This is a genomic window from Shewanella sp. ULN5 (genome assembly GCF_030731885.1).
Classification (GTDB): Bacteria; Pseudomonadota; Gammaproteobacteria; order Enterobacterales; family Shewanellaceae; genus Shewanella; species Shewanella holmiensis.
The window spans coordinates 10,684-30,938 of the sequence record NZ_JAPJEE010000004.1; the positions used below are offsets into that span (position 1 = coordinate 10,684).

17 protein-coding genes and 1 pseudogene are annotated in these 20,255 nt (G+C 40.5%); 2 read left to right on the forward strand and 16 right to left on the reverse strand.

Annotated features, from left to right (window positions below; all coding sequences use genetic code 11):
• The 9 genes from ORI98_RS05275 to ORI98_RS05315 all read right to left on the reverse strand — a co-directional run.
• On the reverse strand, positions 1 to 2,673 hold a 2,673-nt coding region (locus ORI98_RS05275), incomplete at its 3' end, for a FimV/HubP family polar landmark protein (protein ID WP_306134528.1).
• A 254-nt stretch (positions 2,674 to 2,927) separates the two neighbouring features.
• The gene (locus ORI98_RS05280; protein ID WP_306134529.1) at positions 2,928 to 3,944 is read right to left on the reverse strand and encodes an aspartate-semialdehyde dehydrogenase; all 1,017 of its coding nucleotides are present in this window, start codon (positions 3,942 to 3,944) and stop codon (positions 2,928 to 2,930) included.
• Positions 3,945 to 4,108: 164 nt separating this feature from the next.
• Complete coding sequence (locus ORI98_RS05285; RefSeq protein WP_306134530.1) at positions 4,109 to 5,251, reverse strand: 4-phosphoerythronate dehydrogenase; 1,143 nt, start codon at positions 5,249 to 5,251, stop codon at positions 4,109 to 4,111.
• Between the two features lie 63 nt (positions 5,252 to 5,314).
• On the reverse strand, positions 5,315 to 6,985 hold the full coding sequence (gene glnS / locus ORI98_RS05290; RefSeq protein WP_306134531.1) for a glutamine--tRNA ligase: 1,671 nt from the start codon (positions 6,983 to 6,985) through the stop codon (positions 5,315 to 5,317).
• Positions 6,986 to 7,139: 154 nt separating this feature from the next.
• The gene (gene feoB / locus ORI98_RS05295) at positions 7,140 to 9,449 is read right to left on the reverse strand and encodes a Fe(2+) transporter permease subunit FeoB (protein WP_261299844.1); all 2,310 of its coding nucleotides are present in this window, start codon (positions 9,447 to 9,449) and stop codon (positions 7,140 to 7,142) included.
• Positions 9,442 to 9,681: a FeoA family protein gene (locus ORI98_RS05300; protein WP_188842787.1), complete on the reverse strand. Its 240-nt coding sequence runs from the start codon at positions 9,679 to 9,681 to the stop codon at positions 9,442 to 9,444. The genes feoB and ORI98_RS05300 overlap by 8 nt, the downstream gene beginning before the upstream one ends.
• 393 nt (positions 9,682 to 10,074) lie before the next feature.
• The gene (locus tag ORI98_RS05305) at positions 10,075 to 10,599 is read right to left on the reverse strand and encodes a GNAT family N-acetyltransferase (protein WP_306134532.1); all 525 of its coding nucleotides are present in this window, start codon (positions 10,597 to 10,599) and stop codon (positions 10,075 to 10,077) included.
• Between the two features lie 84 nt (positions 10,600 to 10,683).
• Complete coding sequence (locus ORI98_RS05310; protein ID WP_188842783.1) at positions 10,684 to 10,962, reverse strand: peptidylprolyl isomerase; 279 nt, start codon at positions 10,960 to 10,962, stop codon at positions 10,684 to 10,686.
• An 82-nt stretch (positions 10,963 to 11,044) separates the two neighbouring features.
• Positions 11,045 to 12,889 carry a DUF885 family protein gene (locus tag ORI98_RS05315; protein ID WP_306134533.1) on the reverse strand — a complete coding sequence of 615 codons (1,845 nt, stop codon included), beginning with the start codon at positions 12,887 to 12,889 and terminating at the stop codon, positions 11,045 to 11,047.
• Positions 12,890 to 12,963: 74 nt separating this feature from the next.
• On the opposite strand from ORI98_RS05315, the gene ORI98_RS05320 reads away from it, so the two are divergent.
• Positions 12,964 to 13,473, forward strand: a complete 510-nt coding sequence (locus ORI98_RS05320) for a diguanylate cyclase domain-containing protein (protein ID WP_306134534.1) — start codon at positions 12,964 to 12,966, stop codon at positions 13,471 to 13,473.
• Positions 13,474 to 13,714: 241 nt separating this feature from the next.
• Here ORI98_RS05320 and ORI98_RS05325 read toward each other — a convergent pair whose 3' ends face one another.
• The 7 genes from ORI98_RS05325 to ORI98_RS05355 all read right to left on the reverse strand — a co-directional run bounded on the left by ORI98_RS05325 (position 13,715) and on the right by ORI98_RS05355 (position 19,762).
• Positions 13,715 to 14,962, reverse strand: a complete 1,248-nt coding sequence (locus ORI98_RS05325; RefSeq protein WP_306134535.1) for a lipopolysaccharide assembly protein LapB — start codon at positions 14,960 to 14,962, stop codon at positions 13,715 to 13,717.
• Positions 14,962 to 15,582 carry an energy transducer TonB gene (locus tag ORI98_RS05330; RefSeq protein ID WP_306134536.1) on the reverse strand — a complete coding sequence of 207 codons (621 nt, stop codon included), beginning with the start codon at positions 15,580 to 15,582 and terminating at the stop codon, positions 14,962 to 14,964. Before ORI98_RS05330 ends, ORI98_RS05325 begins: the two co-directional genes overlap by 1 nt.
• A gap of 1 nt (position 15,583) precedes the next feature.
• On the reverse strand, positions 15,584 to 15,988 hold the full coding sequence (locus ORI98_RS05335; RefSeq protein WP_160053370.1) for a biopolymer transporter ExbD: 405 nt from the start codon (positions 15,986 to 15,988) through the stop codon (positions 15,584 to 15,586).
• A gap of 13 nt (positions 15,989 to 16,001) precedes the next feature.
• Positions 16,002 to 16,529 (reverse strand): MotA/TolQ/ExbB proton channel family protein, encoded by a 528-nt coding sequence (locus ORI98_RS05340; RefSeq protein ID WP_306134537.1) that lies wholly within the window; start codon positions 16,527 to 16,529, stop codon positions 16,002 to 16,004.
• The gene (locus tag ORI98_RS05345; RefSeq protein WP_306134538.1) at positions 16,529 to 17,884 is read right to left on the reverse strand and encodes a MotA/TolQ/ExbB proton channel family protein; all 1,356 of its coding nucleotides are present in this window, start codon (positions 17,882 to 17,884) and stop codon (positions 16,529 to 16,531) included. Before ORI98_RS05345 ends, ORI98_RS05340 begins: the two co-directional genes overlap by 1 nt.
• Positions 17,884 to 18,666, reverse strand: coding sequence for a DUF3450 domain-containing protein (locus ORI98_RS05350; RefSeq protein WP_261299851.1), 783 nt, complete (start codon positions 18,664 to 18,666; stop codon positions 17,884 to 17,886). The genes ORI98_RS05345 and ORI98_RS05350 overlap by 1 nt, the downstream gene beginning before the upstream one ends.
• Positions 18,667 to 18,970: 304 nt before the next feature.
• On the reverse strand, positions 18,971 to 19,762 hold the full coding sequence (locus ORI98_RS05355; RefSeq protein ID WP_306134539.1) for a class I SAM-dependent methyltransferase: 792 nt from the start codon (positions 19,760 to 19,762) through the stop codon (positions 18,971 to 18,973).
• Between ORI98_RS05355 and ORI98_RS05360 the strand changes: the two are divergent.
• Positions 19,714 to 20,139 (forward strand): annotated as a pseudogene (locus ORI98_RS05360) (IS630 family transposase); the annotation flags it as partial. The gene ORI98_RS05355 and the pseudogene ORI98_RS05360 sit on opposite strands and share 49 nt — an antisense overlap.
• Between the last annotated feature and the right edge of the window lie 116 nt (positions 20,140 to 20,255).

Here is a 20,255-nt window from a genome sequence, read left to right on the forward strand (position 1 = left end):
ATCTTGTGTTTCGTTAGCATCTTGAGCATCAAAGCTGGCTAGCAGCGCATCGATATCATCATCTTCTGCAACATCAACGTCTTTGTTAGCAAGATCATCGTCTGACTCTAGTTCAGCGGCGATAGCATCGGCTAGGTCTTCGTTATAATCCTCTGAGGTATCCGCAATGCTTGGTGTATCTTGTGTTTCGTTAGCATCTTGAGCATCAAAGCTGGCTAGCAGCGCATCGATATCATCATCTTCTGCAACATCAACGTCTTTGTTAGCAAGATCATCGTCTGACTCTAGTTCAGCGGCGATAGCATCGGCTAGGTCTTCGTTATAATCCTCTGAGGTATCCGCAATGCTTGGTGTATCTTGTGTTTCGTTAGCATCTTGAGCATCAAAGCTGGCTAGCAGCGCATCGATATCATCATCTTCAGCAACATTAATGTCTTTGTGAGTAAGATCATCGTCTGACTCTAGTTCAGCGGCGATGGCATCGGCGAGATCTTCGTTATCATCGTCTGAGTTATCATCGGCAGTGCTTGGCGCATCTTGTGTTTCGTTGTCATCTTGAGCATCAAAGCTGGCTAGTAGCGCGTCGATATCATCATTTTCTGCAACATTAACGTCTTTGTTAGCAAGATCATCGTCTGACTCTAGTTCAGCGGCGATGGCATCGGCGAGATCTTCGTTATCATCCTCAGAGCTATCTTCAGTGCTTGGCGCATCTTGTGTTTCGTTAGCATCTTGAGCATTAAAGCTGGCTAGCAGCGCATCGATATCATCATCTTCTGCAACATCAACGTCTTTGTTAGCAAGATCATCGTCTAACTCTAGTTCAGCTGCGATGGCGTCGGCTAGGTCTTCGTTAGCATCGTCTGAGTTATGTTCGGCAGTGCTTGGCGCATCTTGTGTTTCGTTGTCATCTTGAGCATCAAAGCTGGCTAATAGTGCATCGATATCATCATCTTCTGGTTCTTCAGAAGTCTTTTGCGTTTCAAAGCTGGCTAACAACGCGTCGATATCATCATCGGCTTCAGTATCGGCAGGAATATTGGCTATCGACTCATCGTTTTCTGATGATTTAGAAACAGCCTCACTGTCATCAACATCAAATCCAGCTAACAGAGAGTCGATATCGTCTTCATTGACATTGTTACTATCTGGATTGTCGCTCAGCGTTTCAGGCTCATCAACATCATCGGCTGACATCTCAAAACCAGCCAAAAGGTCATCGATATTATCTTGTTCACTTGATACTGATGAGGATTTTACTTCATCAATGATGTCTGCCGGTTGTTCGTTATCAATATTAGCCAATAATGCATCTAAATCATCTTCCGGAGCAGCAGATACTGCGGGCTCATCCAGATCATCGTCATCTAACCCTGCAAGTAAATTATCCAGATCTTCATCGGTTTCTAAAGGGTCAAGTTCAGAGTCTTGCTCCTCCATAGCTTCAGCCCAAAGATCATCTAATGAAGTGACGTCATCATCCTCTTCAGCAACAGGCTCTTGCGCTGTATCAGGCTCCTCAATGAACATAGCCGCAGCCATGTCCATCTGTTCATCATCAATGTGCAGCTCGGTTTCAGGCTGCATATCTAAACTGTCTAAATCGAGAAGATCATCAATAGACTCTTCATCATCGCTATCAAGATGAACGGCTAGGTCTTCTAAATCGTTATCATTGTTTGCATCAGAAGCCGCTGCTTTAGGTTCTGAAACCGTTTCAGGGGCTGATTTGGGATCATCTTTTGCGTTAGCACGACGACGTAATATTAAAAATATTACCCCAAAAAGCAGTAAAATAGGTAACGCCGCAGCTGCAATCAACAAGCCGGTATTATTTGTCAGATTACGCCAAAAGTCAGTGGGTTGTTCAATAGCAGGTTTGTTAGCTTCTTCCAATTCAGTGGCTAACATTTCATTTTTATTGACTAAAAGTTGATGCTTTTCAAGTTGAAATTGAACATCCTCTTCCAGGTTACTGATGATCTGAGTCAGCTCTTCAACTTTTTGTTTTAAAACTTGATTATCACTACGGGTTGCCATCAGCTGATCTTGTGCTCTTGCAAGCTCATCGGTCAGCATTAAGGTTTTATTGTTAGCCTTGTCGAGTTCGTTATTTAATTCCGCCATTTCATTCTTCTTAGCTGCGCTAAGGGGCTCAACATTTGCAACAACAGGTTGCTGTGGGGTGATCTGTAATGGCTTTTCTGGAGTAACGGGTTTTGCTTGGACTTGCTTCACCACATTGGTGTTGACCGAAGGTTTTGGTGTTACTGCAGGCTTAGCTGTTCTGGCTAATCTGTCATCACGTTCAGCACGTAATTTAGCCTGCGCTTTTGGTATCGCCGCCATCACTTCAGCTGAAGGTATGGCTAAAATCATACCTTTTTCTAACGAGTTATAATTATTGTCACTGAATGCATGCGGATTGGCATCAAATAATGCCGACATCACCTGATAAATCGTAATTCTATCGTTGGGGCGGACTTTTTGAGCGATGCTCCAGAAAGTATCAGAAGGGGTAGTCGGACCATACTGCCGTGCTTGTTTAACCTCGCCATTGGGCCCGGTAATTTTAAGCGTATCGGCTTGAGCCGAAAGCAAAAGTTGGCTTGCGGAGATTGCTGTGGTGGCAGATAAAAGTAAACCCACCCAATATGAAGTACGAGATGTCATTCAGTCCTTCCCTTTTAGCGCGAAATATTTGTCATCATGACAACTGGCTTTAGGTCATTTTTTCGTTTGTTATATGCTTATAAATTTCGTTAGTTGTTATTGATTAATGAAATTTTGGCATTTTTACGACTATAAACTAAGTTTGTCAGCCCTGCTACATCGAGACAAGCCTAAAACTAAAAAAGCCCACAATATGCGGGCTTTTTACACTAAATCACTCTATTACCTGAGGTAATAGTTAATTCATCGGTTACTTAGTAGTAATCACGAATGAGAATTTCAGCAATTTGTACACTGTTTAACGCCGCACCCTTACGAATGTTATCGGCCGTTACCCATAAATTTATACCATGAGAATGAGAAATATCTTTTCTGATACGTCCAACAAAAACAGGATCATGCCCAGCAGAGTCTGTTACTGCTGTCGGATAATCATCATCATTTTCAAAAAGTACTACACCTGGAGCATCACGAAGTACAGATTTTATCGCTTCAGCATCAACAGGCTCACGGGTTTCAAGGTGAACCGCTTCAGAGTGGCCATAAAACACTGGCACACGAACCGCTGTTGGGTTAACCACGATTTCGCTATCAGCAAATATTTTTTGTGTTTCCCACACCATTTTCATTTCTTCTTTGGTGTAGCCGTTTTCCATAAACTTATCGATTTGCGGTAACACGTTAAAAGCGATCTGTTTTGGATAAACACTTGGTTCTGCAGGTAAACCTTGTAATAATTTAGCACATTGTCCGGCTAATTCATCGATAGCTTTTTTGCCTGTTCCCGATACCGATTGATAAGTTGCCACGTTAATACGTGTAATACCAAAGGCATCATAGATTGGCTTTAATGCAACCAACATTTGAATGGTTGAGCAATTCGGATTGGCAATAATATTGCGGTTACGAAAATCGGCAATGGCTTCAGGGTTAACCTCTGGCACTACTAATGGGATATCGATGTCATATCTAAAGTGAGAAGTATTATCAATCACAACACAGCCCGCTTCAGCAGCAATGGGAGCCCATTTTTCAGACACATCACCACCAGCCGAAAAGAACCCGATTTGCGCCTGAGTCCAGTCGAATTTTTCTACATCAAGAATTTCAACTTGCTTACCATGAAAACTAACGGTTTCACCAGCACTGCGACTACTCGCTAAAGGAAATAACTTAGCAACCGGAAAATTACGCTCTTCAAGGATCTCAATCATTGTTTGACCCACTGCGCCCGATGCACCTAAAACGACAACATTAAATTCTTGAGACATATTAACGTCCGACTCCTAATAATCTTATTGAACTGACAATCTACCTAGTTTATTGAGCTTATGCTAGGGTTGAATAGTGAAAAATGTCGCGATTTAGCTGATTTTTTCTCAACTGACTACACTTGTAGCAAAATAGGTAAAGAATACCTAATAAATAGCAATTATTACTGTGAATACCCCAATGACCATAACATTTTTATGCAATCTGAACTTGCAGAAAATGCATTGTCAATGCAAGAGTTGACGGCTAATGCACTAAATTCACGTCGATGAGTATGTTGCTTTCTCAGTAAATCAAAACCTGCAGAGGTATGAAATGATTGCCTGAATAACGCATCGTCATCACGAAGATCAAATACCAAACGACACATTTTGAGTAAGTGACTTTCATCTAAACTTGCGGTATTGAGTGACTGCTGAAACTCAAATGGAGGCAATAAGTCCACAAGCGATTTAGTCGCTTGTTGTTGTAATATTCGGCACAGGGTTTGATATAACATAAAAGTGCCTCTTGCCTTACCTTCTAGGCTGTAGCCCGCAATGTGAGGGGTAGCGAACTCGACTAAGGGAACCAGATCTGCAATAGGATTTGGTTCACCCTCCCACACATCAAGTATGACTTTTATATCATTTCGCGCTTGTTTCATTTTGATAAGGGCGTGATTATCGATCACTTCACCTCGACAGCAATTAATCAACCAGGTGTTTGGTTTTAATGTATTAAGTCTTGCTTCATCAAATAAGTACCATGTTTTATGTGGGCCCACTTTAGTGATAGGCACGTGCAACGAGACAACATCAGCTTTTGCAATTAATTCATCAAGCGCCACAAATAGACGGCTATCACCCTCGGCTTGTTTAATCGGGTCACACAATAAAACCTGCAAACCATAAGCTTCGAAACACTTAGCAGCGGCAGTACCTGTATTACCTGCGCCAACAATACCAACTATTTTTCCTTTTAATTGAGTACCTAATCGCTTAGCAAGCTCTAACAATGCGATAAAAGCAAATTCACCTACTGCAGTTGCATTACACCCAGGCGCATTTGAGAACTCGATACCTCTTTGTTGCAAGTAATCGACATCAATGTGGTCGGTTCCAATGGTGGCACTGCCAACAAAAATGAGCTTGGTAGCCTGATCGATTAAAGCCTGATTCACCTTAGTCACAGAACGAACTAATAAGACATCGGCGTCTTTCACTTGCTCTGCGGTTAAGGTGCGGCCGTTTACAAATTCAATTTGGCCAAATTCAGCAAATAATTCCTCAACATAAGGCATGTTTTCATCAGCAACTATTTTCATCGATTTTCCACACGGTTAAATAACAAAAAAGGCGCACAATGCGCCTTAATTACATAAGATGATTTAAGCGAATGAATCTCTTAACGGAACAGTTAAGTTAAACACTAAGTGCTCTGCACTTGAGTCTTTACTGTCAGCACAGAAATATCCTTCACGCTCAAACTGATAAGCTTTTTCAGCAGGAGCTGAAACTAAACTCGGCTCAACTAAACCATTTAATACCACTAATGAATTAGGGTTAATCACTTCATCCACCGTATCGAACGCCGCTGGATTGGCATCGGTAAATAAACGATCGTATAAGCGGAATTCAGCAGGTTTAGCAGATGATGCTTCCACCCAATGGATCACGCCTTTTACTTTGCGACCATCAGCAGGATTCTTACCTAATGTTTCATCATCGTAGCTGCAGTAAACCGTCGTTACGTTACCTTCGGCATCTTTCTCACAACGCTCAGCTTTTATGACATAAGCATTACGTAAACGCACTTCTTTGCCTAAAACTAAACGTTTAAAGTGTTTATTTGCTTCTTCTTTAAAATCTTCAGCATCGATAAACAACTCACGTCCGAAAAATAGCTCGCGAGTGCCCATGGCTTCATTCGATGGATGCGCCGCAGCTTGAATACTTTCAGGTTCAGCATGTGGATAATTTTCAATAACCACTTTAATGGGACGCAGTACGGCCATCGCACGTGGTGCATGTTCGTTTAACTCTTCACGAATACAGGCATCTAACATACCTACTTCCACTAAGTTATCTTGTTTAGTCACGCCAATGCGTTGACAAAACTCACGAATAGCACCAGGCGTATAACCTCTACGACGTAAGCCCGCAATCGTCGGCATACGAGGGTCATCCCAACCACTAACCAGATTACGAGTAACCAAGTCATTCAACTTACGCTTAGACATTAAGGTATATTCAAGGTTTAAGCGTGAAAACTCATATTGACGAGTACGGTTAGGCGCCTGAAAATCATCTAAATGGTCTAACACCCAGTCGTACAAACGTCGGTTGTCCTGAAACTCTAGTGTACAAATCGAATGGGTGATGTTCTCCATCGCATCAGAGATACAGTGGGTAAAATCATACATGGGATAAATGCACCATTCATCACCCGTTTGATGATGATGTGCAAAACGAATACGATAGATAATCGGATCACGCATACACATAAAAGGTGATGCCATATCAATCTTTGCGCGCAGTGCACATTCGCCTTCTTTGAATTCACCCTTACGCATTTTTTCAAATAACGTGAGGTTTTCTTCAACAGAAGTATCGCGATATGGACTATTTTTGCCAGGCTCTTTCAATGTGCCGCGATATTCACGGGTTTGTTCGCCGTTTAAGAAACAAACGTAAGCTAATCCTTTGGTGATTAACTCAACGGCATATTGATGCAATTGGTCAAAATAATTTGATGAATAACGAATATCGCCAGACCACTCAAATCCCAACCAGCGCACATCTTCCTGGATAGATTTAACGTAGTTAATATCTTCTTTTTCAGGATTAGTATCATCAAAACGTAAATTACATTGTCCCTGGTAATCTTTAGCGATACCAAAGTTCAAACAAATTGATTTTGCGTGACCTATATGCAGAAAGCCATTAGGCTCAGGCGGGAAACGGGTGTGCACTTGGTTGTGCTTACCACTTTTTAGGTCTTCATCAATGATATTACGAATGAAGTTACTTGGACGTACTTCGGTGTCCACTTGACTCATGAAAATCCTCTTGGCACACGATGGCAATATTGTCAAAAAATAGATGATCCTACAGATCTCTAACAGTTACAACTATTGCACAAAAAAAATAGCGAAAAAAACAATAAACCCAGCAAAATCTGGGTTTATTGGTCAAAATTTATCTATTAATTAGCTAGCCGGTAATAATTTTAATACCAGGGATAATTTGCTGAGCTTTCTGGCCTTTCTTCTTTAACCAGATGAAGAAAATCACTAACGCCAGCATGAAGAAACCAATCCAGGCGGTTGATTGCATAGGATGCTTAGCAAATGTTGCCCCTTGGTAAACGACTGTTGCAGTGCCATATGCTAAAGCAAAGGTCCACAAAGCAGCAAAACGTGCCCATTTCATGCCAAACTCATTGACCAAAGCCCCCATAGCAGCAACACATGGGGTATAAAGCAAAATGAACAGCAAGTATGAAAACGCGGCAACTTGACCGCTAAAACCTGACTGTAATGCACTAAACGTTGATTTATCTACCGCTAACTCTTCTGCTGCAGTATCAATATCCGCCACACTTCCTACATCAATTGAAAGCGGGTCCTCTGGCGCTATCCCCAATAAGTTTTCCGGAATGGTTCTTAATGCTTCATTAAAGGTATCACTCAACGGCGCTAATGCTTCATCTCCAGAATCTGCTGAGCTATACAGACTGTTTAATGTGCCGACAACTGCTTCTTTAGCAAAAATACCGGTAATAATGCCAACTGTTGCAGGCCAATTATCTTGTTCTATTCCCATAGGAGCAAACAAAGGTGTCACTTGCTGACTGGCAACACTGAGTAGTGACTCTTGGCTATCTTCATGACCAAAGCTGCCATCAACGCCAATCGCATTGATAAAGTTGAGTAACGTAACAACAATAACAATGGTTTTACCCGCACCCATTATAAAACTTTTGGTGCGTTTGATTGTACGAGAAAATACCGCTTTAGCTCTTGGCATTTCATAGCTAGGCAGCTCCATTACCACTGCACTGCTAGTGCCAGGTAGTACGGTATGACGCAGAAGCAAGCCCGTGCCAATCGCCGCTAAAATACCAATAATATACAACAGGAAAACTAAGTTTTGGCCAGACTCTGGAAAGAAGGCCGCGGCAAATAATGCATAGACAGGTAAACGAGCACCGCAAGACATAAACGGTGCCATCATTCCAGTGACAATACGCTCACGCTCACTGCCTAATGTTCGGGTTGCCATGATCGCAGGTACAGAACAACCAAAGCCAACAATCATTGGCACAAATGCTTTACCTGGAAGACCGATGCGGCGCATTAAGCCATCGACAACAAAGGCGGCTCTGGCCATATAACCTGAAGCCTCAAGCACAGATAGCGCCAAGAATAATGCCGCAATAACCGGAATAAAGGTTGCAACAGTTTGAATGCCTTGCCCTACACCGCCAGCAAGAATCGTCACTAACCACTCAGGCGAGCCTATCGAACTAAGCATGGCACCAAAATGATCAACAAAAATCGCACCAGCAGTGATATCAAAGAAGTCAATAAATGAGCTGCCGACGTTGATACTGAACATAAACATCAGATACATCACAAATAAAAACACTGGGATGCCGAGAAAAGGATGAAGTACAAATTTGTCGAGTCGATCGGTCATGCTGAGATGTTGACCCACATTAACCGAAGCTTTAAAAATATGTTCGACAAAGTCATAGCGCGTAGCGGCAACCATCACTTCAATATCTTCACCACTGGCTTCAGCTTTTAATGTGCAAGCGCTAACAACATCTTTTAGCTGACTACTGTCACAACTACCGCACCCATTACCATTACCTAACATGGCCAGTGCACGCCCCCGACTTAGGGATGGCAATTGATGTAACTCAGACTGTTGTTGCAAGGTGATAACACTTTGTTCAATCTCTGGGTGATATTTAAGTTGTAGTGCTTTTTCTTCAACATCGCCATTCACAATAGCTAAAACACTCGCTTTCACCGATTCAACATCGCCTGAATCACGCGAACAAACACAAATTACCGGACAACCTAATGCGTTAATCATGGCTTCAATATCAATATCTATTTGAAGTTTTTTAGCCGCATCAATTTTGTTCAGCACCACAACCATCGGAATACCAAGTTCACGCAATTGCACTGTTAGGTACAAATGACGCTCAATATTGGTCGCATCGACAAGGTTGATTATGGCGTCCACTTTTTGCTCAGCGAGATATTGCTGGGCGATTTGTTCATCTAACGAGCAGTCGCAACTGTTGCCCGCTGGTAACAAGTCATAAATACCGGGTAAGTCCGTTAAAAACACCTCAGTATCAGCAAGTGAGAATTGGCCAGTTTTCTTTTCTACCGTTACGCCAGACCAGTTACCGACTTGCTGGTTAGAACCCGTTAAGGCATTAAAAAGTGTTGATTTGCCAGCATTTGGATTACCTACGGTGACACAATGAAATTGTTTAGTCATGCTGTACTACCACCTCAATTACATCCGCTAAGTCTTTGCGCATACAAATATGACTACCTCGAAGATTTAACTCAACACCTGAGCCCATTGGCGCTCGACGCACTAGACTAAAATGAGTATTTGGGGTGATCCCCATAGAAAGCAATTTACGCTTTACCGTTTGCGGAAGAGATAAATGTCCAATTTGACAAATGGTCGCTTTATCACCTGGACTTAGCTCACTAAGTTTCATTCAAGGTCACCTTATACAACATTAATTACCAGCCAATTCTAAACAAGCTTGCACAATGAAAACTTTACCTAGATCAAAGTTCCAGTGTTAACGAGAATTATTTTCAATTGTATTTGGTATTATGTGATAAAGCTCTTAGGAAAAGAAGCAATATTGATTGGAATTTACAGTGAAAACTTTTTCTATTTACAATTAGATAGCATCTGCAGCCAAATAGTGACAAAAGCAAGTTATCTGCGGGAATAAATGTATTAATGCTCGCTTAACATCCCAAAAAACAGCATCTTGAATATGTTTGCAAATTAGTAATGCCTATTGGGACGATAAATTAGCCATAATGGTGCGCTCAGCTGTACTAGCTCAGCCATAGAAACCTGGTGTGCCCAAGCATTTTTAATCGAGGATAAGGCCAAATTGAAAATCATCAACCCATTTGCCATGTAGGTAGGTGTGTTGTAACAACTTTCCTTCTAATATAAAGCCTAAATTTGTTAAGACCTTTTGAGAAGCTAAATTACCACGCTCACACACTGCGACGTATTTATGAATATCAAATTGCAATCGCCCCCAATCAATAACCGCCTGTAAGCTTTCGGTGGCATATCCATTACCTTGCATATTAGGTGCAATTAAATAACCGACTTCGACTCTTTTTGAATACAGATCTTGACAATAAAACCCCGTCAGCCCGACAAATTGATTATCGAGAGTTTCAACAACTAATGTGAGCCATTGCCCTGTTTCTAGAGACCATGAAGTTAATCTTTTCTGGAAGGTTAATTTAATTTCCGTCTCAACAGCCAATTCACGAATATACTGATTAACTTCGATATTTTGGTGCATCATCAGGAAGTTAGGCCAATCCTTATGTTGCAAGTTTCTGACTATCAATCTGTCACTATAAAGTGCAATATCCATTAACTTCCTCTCCAACAATAAAGGCAGCATAAGCCGCCTTTATTCCTTTAATGCCGGCTTCAATCAAGCCTAATACATTAACACCTAACCTCGGCTAGTCACTTCTAATAAATGATAACCAAACTGAGTTTTCACAGGACCTTGAACAGTATTAAGAGGTGCACTAAAAACCACTTCGTCGAACTCTTTAACCATCATTCCTGGCCCAAAAGAACCTAAATCGCCACCTTGAGAACCAGATGGGCATGAAGAATAAGACTTCGCTATATCAGCAAATTCAGCGCCATTTTCGATTTGTTGCTTTAATTCGTTACATTGCTCTTCAGTGCTGACTAACAAATGTCTTGCTGTTGCTTGTACCATTCTTACTCCTACATATTTTAGATAAAGATTTAATGTGCCACATACCTTAACATAAATCAGATAAGTGACACACTCGATGCTATCAGTGTTTTGCTAATTCAGACTCAACCCAATCTGCTACTTTTGTTTCCATCACTGCCATTGGCAATGAACCCGTAGTCAAAATTTGGTCATGGAACCCCTTAATGTCAAACTTGTTACCTAACTTAGCTTCGGCTTCTGCTCGTAACTTAAGAATGGTTAATTGACCAACCTTATATGATAAAGCTTGCCCAGGAATAGCCATATAACGTTCCACTTCGGCGACAATATCCGACTCAGCCATAGGTGAGTTGTCTTTCATATATTGAATCGCTTGTTCACGGCTCCAGCCTTTTGCATGCAAACCAGTATCCACCACTAAACGCATGGCTCGTAACATTTCATCTGATAGTTTGCCAAAATATTGATAAGGATCTGAGAAAAGTCCCATTTCAATGCCTAAGTATTCAGCATATAAAGCCCAACCTTCTTCAAATGCAGTATAACCTTGGAAACGTTGAAACTCTGGTACGCCGGTTAACTCCTGCTTAATCGCTATTTGAAAGTGATGGCCTGGTGCAGCTTCGTGTAAAGATAAGGTGGTCATGCCCCACTTAGGTTGTGCTTTTAAGTTAAAAGTATTGATATAGAACACACCAGGTCGAGAACCATCAACCGCTGGTGATTCATAAGATGCGCCAGCGGCGGATTGCTCACGGAAAGCTTCAACCGGTTTTACAACATAATCCGCTTTCGGCATAACATTAAAGTAATTAGGTAGTACTTGATTGATTGAATCTTTCAACACCATATAACCATCAATCAAATCTTGTTTGTCAGTGAAAAAATATTGCGGCTCTGAAGAAAGAGAAGCAAAGAAAGCTGTCAAATCGCCCTCAAATTTAACCTGCTCACGTACTTTATCCATTTCAGCTAATATACGTTTCACTTCAGATAAACCGATTTGATGGATTTCATCAACAGGCATTTTTGTTGTTGTATGGCTATTTGCCAAGTGCTGGTACCACACTTTACCGTTAGGTAATCCCCACCAACCATCCGACGATCTTGCATTTGGTAAGTAAGAGTTTTGAACATAATCACGAAGCTCAGTCAGTGCCGGAATTAATTTAACTGACAGGAAAGTTTTATAATCTTGATCTAACAGACTTTTCTGCTCATCAGTAAAAGAATCCGGCAATAATTTGATAGGCGAATAGAATAAACTGTCTTCTGGGTTGCTAACAACTTGAGCAGCGAGCTGAGGGAGCATTCTATCAACAAGTACTTTTGGCAAGACAACCTTGCTATTGATGCCCTCTTCCATACGAACTTGGGCTAATTGCAGCCAAGTGACAAACCCATTTAAACGGGACAGCCAGTTTTGATAATCTTCAACGGTATTAAATGGCTGAGCACTCTCACCAGACCCCAATTGCACCATGGTAAATACCGTATTATAAAACTGGTTCATTGGAAGAAAATGTTCTGGGTATGTCTCACTCATCAATGCCATATCTCGGTCATAGATAAACATGCTGTAACTCAGCTTTAAATCTGACGGCAACGCATCCACATCAATCTTTTTAGCTTCGGAAAAATACTTAGCATTAAGATCATGGCGAGCTTTGAGATAGTCTTCAGATAATGAATCACCAAACTGGTCGTTATATTGATTTACACCAACAAAAGTCGCGTAAATAGGTTCTAGCTTTAGTTGCTCCTGAAAAAAATTCTCAACCATAGTTAAATATGATTGTTTCGCAGAAATACTCGCTTTTTCTGCCTCTGCCGTTACAGCTTCTGCAGGACTTGTTGTGTTAGCGACTTGTTGAGAGCTTTTGTCGCCACAACCTTGAATCGCAAATAATAACGATATGCTGGCCGCAAGAAAGGTTTTCTTCATTTTTATTAGTCCTTTTACACATGAATCAAAAATCATATCTATAATTAAATAAGAATATTCAATGGAGTTACTCAATGATCTATTCTTTTCGCAATTCAAGCTTCCGAGATCCTGAAACTGGTGTTTACAATCAAATATATTTTATGGAAGTGTTTAATCGTGAATGGCATCGACATTTACGAGAAAAACAAAGCTTAGCGCTATTGTATCTTTGCCCGCACATTCATGAAACAGTAAAACAACCTCATTTACTGGAATTATTTACCAATCAGGTACAAGAGGCACTTTTACGCGCAACTGACTTAATTGCTAGGTTAGATACTAATCACTTTGCGCTGGGATTATTTAATGTTGATGAACAAGGGACTCAAGTCGTGTTAGCTCGCATTGAAGCCCAAATAAATGAATTTAAGGAAAAATACGGTAAAGACCATAATTTTAGTATTGACTACAAACTTGCAGGTGGGATTTGTATCCCAAGTGATGATAAAAATATTGAAGGATTGTTTGTTCAGGTAGAGTCATTATCAAGCCAACTTGAACTGGACCACGATCAACATCAAGCACTGATAAACATCCACTAAAATGTAGTATTTGATTGAATGTTGGAATACGAAAAACAGTGTGAATCTATAAAGCTTTGAAACCTTAATGTCCGTTTGCCATTGGGACAGATTCTTGTGATTAACCAGTCATAATAATGAGTTGTCTAATATTTGAAAGGGGGCTTTCTAAAACGAGAATAAACATTACATCAAAAGCCTGCTGTTGAATCAATTGACATAAAAAAAGCCCCTTGCGGGGCTTTTTTAACGGAAGAACAAGTTATAGAGCAACGTTATGAATACGTGCTTTTTCTTTGATATAAGAAATATAACTATTTGCACTTCTTGCTGTCTTCTTATCTTTCGATGCTTGAACTGCACGATTATAAGCTGACTTATATTGCTTTAGACTTAAGTGAACAAGCGCTAACTCGAATTGAGCTTCACCTGGATTGTCTATCCCAGAATCAAGCGCTTTTTCAAGTACAGGAATCGCTTCTTTGAATTTTTGATCAAGAGACAAAATACGTCCTTGCTTCAAATACAACTCACCATCGTTACTTAAGGCTGCTGCTTTACCATAGTAACTTGCAGCTTCTTTCAACTCTTTAGCATTATGGTAAAAACCAGCAAGAATATTAAGTGTCTTCTCGTTTTCTGGAATTAAACCTGATTTCATGTGTTTTTCATAAACTTTAGCCGCTTTATAAGGCGAACCTTTTTGCGCTAAAAGTTGTGCTAAACGAGTGATGTTGCCATCAGTCTCCAAGAAACCATTTTTATAAGCTAAGTCATAAGTTGCTAAAGAACGATCATAGTCTTCAGTCATCAAATAGAATTGCGCTAACTGTACCCAGAGACGCTTATCGTCTTGGAATAAAGGCACCATAGTCTCAAGGACTTTTACAGCTTCTTTATACTTTTTCTGGTTAAAGAAAGCGGTTAACTTCATTTGATATAAGTTTTTATCAGGTGCTTCAGCTAACGCTAAACCTTTATCTGCAACTTCAAGTACCTTATTCCACTCTTTTAATTCAGAGTAGGCGATACCTATACGGCGATACATTTGAGAATCAGCCTTACAGGTAAACTCCATCCACTTATAATAGTATGGAATAGCTTCTTTAAACTTACGCTCTTGAAGTAACAAATCGGCATACAAACGCATTGTTGCAGCGTGATCTGTTCCACCAAGAATGTTAGCTTGTACAGCTGTCTTTAAATACTTGATAGCGGTAGACATCTGGCCTTTTTCTGCATAGAAGTTACCTAACATACGATCGACATACGCTTTGTCGAAATCGTTTTTAGCATTCGCTTCTAATAATATAGAAATAGCCTGATCTAAATTACCTTCAGTATAAGCTTCAAAAGATTTTTGAACTTTTTTAGCCGCACTTTCACCAACAGCACGAGATTGACGTTTATCAATTTCACACTTTTCAGCTGCAATTGCGGTACTGGCCAACATAGTACTTCCACAGACAGAAAGTAGTAGTGCGGTTGCTATAGTTGTAACGTTACGCATTATTGACCTCCCTTATCTAATGAAAAGTCAAGTTGAACAGTCATACCTGTTTGTTTTAATGGCTTACCATCAACAATTTTAGGCTTGTATTTCCACTTCTTTAATGCACGAATTGCTTCGCGATCAAATAAGCGCTTTGGTTCAGCCTTGATAACAGAAACGTCATCAACACCGCCTAATTCGTTAATGGTAAATGACAGTTGTACCCAACCTTCTTTACCATCACGAGCTGCTGCAATAGGATATTGAGGCTCGATACGAACAATAGGTGTAGCATCACCATCACGAGTCATCATGTTACCAAGCTTAAAGCCTGTAGATGCTGACCCAGCTTCAACACCACCCATATTGAACGACATATTCGTATCAATATTATTTGAAGCATCTGGCGGAGTTGTATCCGGCTTCGGTGGTTGCTCTGGTGGTGGTGGTGGCTTAGGAGTCACCCTTGGTTTCTTCTGTGCCTTCGAATCCTGCTTATCCATCGTAATTTCAATAACAGGGGTCTCAGTCGACTCATCGTTGCGTTGTGCACCGCCGCCGACCAAGAATGCCATGAAGGCGAACAGACCAAAAGTCACTGCGGCACCAATGATGATTGATACGAGTGCTCTTAGCATATTACTCATTCCCCGCTGATACAGAAATTTTGTCGATACCGGCAGCTTTAACGTTATCAAGCACTTTAACCACTAAGCCATGCTGAGTGTCTTTGTCTGCTTGAATAAGAACTGCTGCCTCTGGTGCTTCAGCTAACATACGCTCAACGTTAGCTGTTACACGCTCGATATCAACCTGACGGTTTTCCATCATAATCACACCAGTTTTACTGATGCCAATAAAGATGTTTGCCGAAGGTTTAGACGTAGCCTGTGACGCTTTAGGCTTGTTGTAGTCTAAGCCTGATGGCTTAACAAACGATGTTGTTACAATGAAGAAGATCAGCATGATAAACACGATGTCTAGCATCGGGGTCATATCAATTTGAGCTTCCTCTTCCATACTGGAATGCTTCTTACGTGCCATGTTCAATCTCTCTCTAGTGGTGAGGCATGCTGTCTTTTAGCTTTTCTAAACTGATTCTCATTTTTGAGTCTAAACGGGTGCTAAAGAAAACACCTGAAAGAGCTGCTACCATTCCTGCCATTGTAGGCATTGTGGCCATTGAGATACCAGCTGCCATTAAACGAGCATTACTCGTCCCCTGAACTGCCATCACATCGAATACTGAAATCATACCGGTTACGGTACCTAATAAACCAATCATTGGACAAATGGCTACTAGGGTTTTGATTAACAGCATACGTGCATTCAAATCTTGCTTCGCTTGGGACACCCAAGCTTCACGGATACGGTGTGCATGCCAAGAAGTTGTTTCGTCTCTTGATTCCCATGATGCAATAATAGCTTGATGTTGCTTTGGTGATATCCAATTCAGATACCAGTAACGCTCAAGCATTAAAACCCACATTAGGAAAAGCACAGCTGCTACCAACCAGAGGACGTCGCCTCCGGAGGCCATGAAGCCCCTGACGGAATCCCATATGTCCATCAGGATTAGCATCATTAGTCAGCCCTCTTCTCAGCGTGCTCTGCAATGATTCCGGCGCTTTGTTCTTCAAGAACTTGAACGATAGACTTGCTACGTGCAACAACTACAGCGTGTAATAACATTAACGGTAATGCAGCGATTAGACCTTGAACCGTCGTGATAAGTGCCATAGAAATACCGCCTGCCATCAATTTAGGGTCACCAGTACCGAATAATTGAATAGATTGGAAGGTTGCAATCATACCGGTTACTGTACCTAAAAGACCCATCATAGGTGCGATAGCAGCAATAACTTTAATGATAGAAATACGCGCTTCTAAAGCAGGTGTTTCTTTTAGGATAGCTTCGTCAAGTTTTAACTCTAGAGTTTCAACATCAACATCTTTGTTTGATTGATAAACTTTTAAGATACGACCTAATGCGTTGTTACCAGGGTTATCGATGTTTTTACGTTGACTGTTCACTTTACCACCAACAATAGTAAGAGTGATTAAACGTTCAACTGCAATCAACATACCTAATGCTAGTAAAGCAAGAATGATATAACCAATTGTTCCACCCGCTTCTAAACGGTCTTCTAAGCTTGCTTTGTTAGTGAAGATATTCAGTAACACACCGCGAGCAGGATCGATATAGAAAGGCGCTGTACCAGAAGTGGTGTTTTCCCACGAACCTACAGCACTTACTTGGTAACCTTCTGGTTGCTGTGATAATTGTTGAATTAAACCTAATTCAGGTTTGAAAACAACATATTTACCTTCAGCAGTTAAGTTGAAAGGACCAACACGGTGAATTGAAGTATTAACAACGTTACCGTCGATAGCCGTTACAGCACCATCAAACTTAACAACTTTACCAGATTCAACCATTTCGAATAATTGAGCTTCCCAGAATTGCTCTAGTTCTTCAATTTTTGGCAATGATTTACGCGCACCTAGATCAGCGACGAATGCATCACGACCAGGGAACTGTGCACTGATGTTTGATGCAGCCAGTTTACCAGCGAAATCGCCAGCTTCACCTTTAACAACACCGAACATTTCACCCAAGTCACCTTGAGCTGTTTTTAAATCTTCTTCTAGCTGAGCAAGCTTACGCTCGTTATCTAAAAACGCTTGGTTAAGATCTTTACCACGTTGCTTTTCAGCGGCTAACGCGTCTTTTTCACGTTTAAGTAGAGATGCTTTATCGCCACGTTCAGCTTGGAATTCTCTTTCACGTTTAGCGTTTGTTTTGCCTTCGTTAGCACGGTCAACTTTCACTTGTTGTAACAGTTGGTCAATAGTTTTTGGTGCATCTGCAGCAGAAACCATACCGGCTGTTAAAGAGAAAGTTGCAGCTACTAGCGCTGATGTAATTAACTTCTTCATTATTGTGCAGTCTCCGCAGCTGGAATTGGTAATGCGAATAGGTCTAGAGCGCCTTGCTTACGAGCAATACGAATACCTTTGGTGATGTCGCGTAAATAGCTGTCTTCTAACTTGTTCCAAGTTTTAGCATCAGCGTCATACATCCAAGCTGTTTTTTGGTCTAAACTTTGCGCATACAAAGCAACACGGCCTAAGTTAAAGAAATCAACTAATACTTCTTTACCATCAAGGTTTAGCTTACCAGTGTTAACTGCAACGAAGTTACCGTATTCACGTTCAATGCTGTATGCATCTAGGATTAGACGGTATTTTTCAGCTAATGTAACTTCAGCTGTATTAAGAATATTTTTTAAATTTTCAACACGCTCTTTACGAACTTCAGTGTTGAATGGTAAATCCAATTGAACAAACTGTTCTAAGGCTTCAACCATTTTGAACATTAATGGCACAACACCTTGACGTAAACGGTCAACACCGTTGATATCAGTTTGAATTGCATCCATTGAATTTTGTTGATCAGCTACCAAACCAGCTACGTAGTCATTATAAGACTTCAGCGATTCGCGCTCATCAGCAACACTGCCATACTCAAACAACATGTCTTGAGCTTGGTCAAAATATTTATCAACTTTTTGTTGTGATGCTGCAGATTCTGCGTGAATTTTGCTGTCCGCCTTTTGCACATCGGCAAGAGGATTTGCAACTACCAAGTTGCTACTAGCTAATGCCAGTGCGCCAACAAGTGCAGTAGCGATTTTTGTTCTATTGCTTACCTTGGACATAGTTCCCAACCAATTTGAAGTGAATTAAAAAAGTGTAGAAAGTACAATTGTAAATGCCTGATAACAATGTTAATAAAGCGTTAACAACTGTAAGTCTATCTTTCTCTTGTGATTGTTAGTTTTTCTTCCCTTTTCTATACCCGCTAAGGTATAGACCCGCTGGCATCATTTCACAAAATGTTGACCTGTGTCAACATTTGGGAACATCTAAAAGAACTGGAAAGATGTGTTAGTCTGTCTTTTTTATTTGAAAGTTTATTTTCTATACATTAAGTGCGTATTTTTTAGTAAACACTGCCTTTTTCTAGGCATTTTTATCAGCATTATCTTTTTTAAGGCACAATTTATAAGCAATAGGTTCTTCACCTTCTACAACCATTTCGGATTTAAGCACAACAAGATTGAGCTTCCTAGCTTCACATAAAATACTATCCAATTTTTGTGTATCAACAGCAGCCTTTAAAAGTTCAGAAAGTCTTTCTTTTGATGATGATATTTCTTGTTCAATAAAATGGATAAATTCAACTTTTCGGCTAACAGGCCAAAACATGCCTTGAGTGAAAAATTGGCCTAAGTACATCATCAACTCACTTTCTTTTGCCGTTGATTCATCAGTTTGCACAAGGGATTTTATATCTTTATTGATTTGATGCCTTAGCGCTTCACACTCTTTATCTTGCTTTATTTTAATAACATCCTCATGGGTTCGAACCTCGCCCATTGCCACAACAAGCTTGCTCATGTTACGTAATAAACTATCCAAATAAGCTTGATTGATAAGTTGATAAATGTTGCGGTTTGTTTTTAAAACTCTGGAGTCTATGTGGTGAAGAACGACAAGACATTGTCCTTTTTCTTTTAAAACCCGAGCTATTTCAGACAATGTTTGTAATATAGAAGAATATTCTATTCCAAATTGTGATATACAAAAATCAAATGCTTCAGATTCAAAAGGTAAAGCTTCGCAATTGACTTCAGATATCAATTCAATGGCGATATTGCCATTTGTATGCCTGGTTTTATCAAGTTTAACCTTGGCCAGATCTACAGCAACAATTTGAATATGCTTACCTATTTGGTGCTGTCTGCCCCGCAACGGGAGAAACAGAAGCTTTGGTCACCCCCTTTGTTAATAGAGCCGCTATTTGGTAACACTTGAAGCAAATTTCAGAAGCTACCCACTCGGATAGATATGCTCTTGTTATCATTGATGGCGTAGGGTGGCATACGGATGATATAGATAAAGACTTTAATAATTTATCAGTCCTTAAATTGCCACCTTATTCTCCAGAACTAAACCCAATAGAGCAGGTATGGCAATGGTTAAGGCAGAACTGTTTGGCTACTAGGTAGTTTTGAAAGTTATAACGATATTGTTGAGCAGTGTTGCAATGCCTGGAATACTTTTATTCAGTGCAATGACAGGGTAAAAGTTTATGCGCTCGAAACTGGACCAATCTAAGCAAAGTCTAATGCGGTTTGGTATTAGTAATTTTTAAACGCAATGCTAAGGGTCTACAAGTAAAGTGGCAACATCTGATTAAGCGAGACTGAGTAAACAGTCACGTGCAAGTCTAACTGGCAGCAGG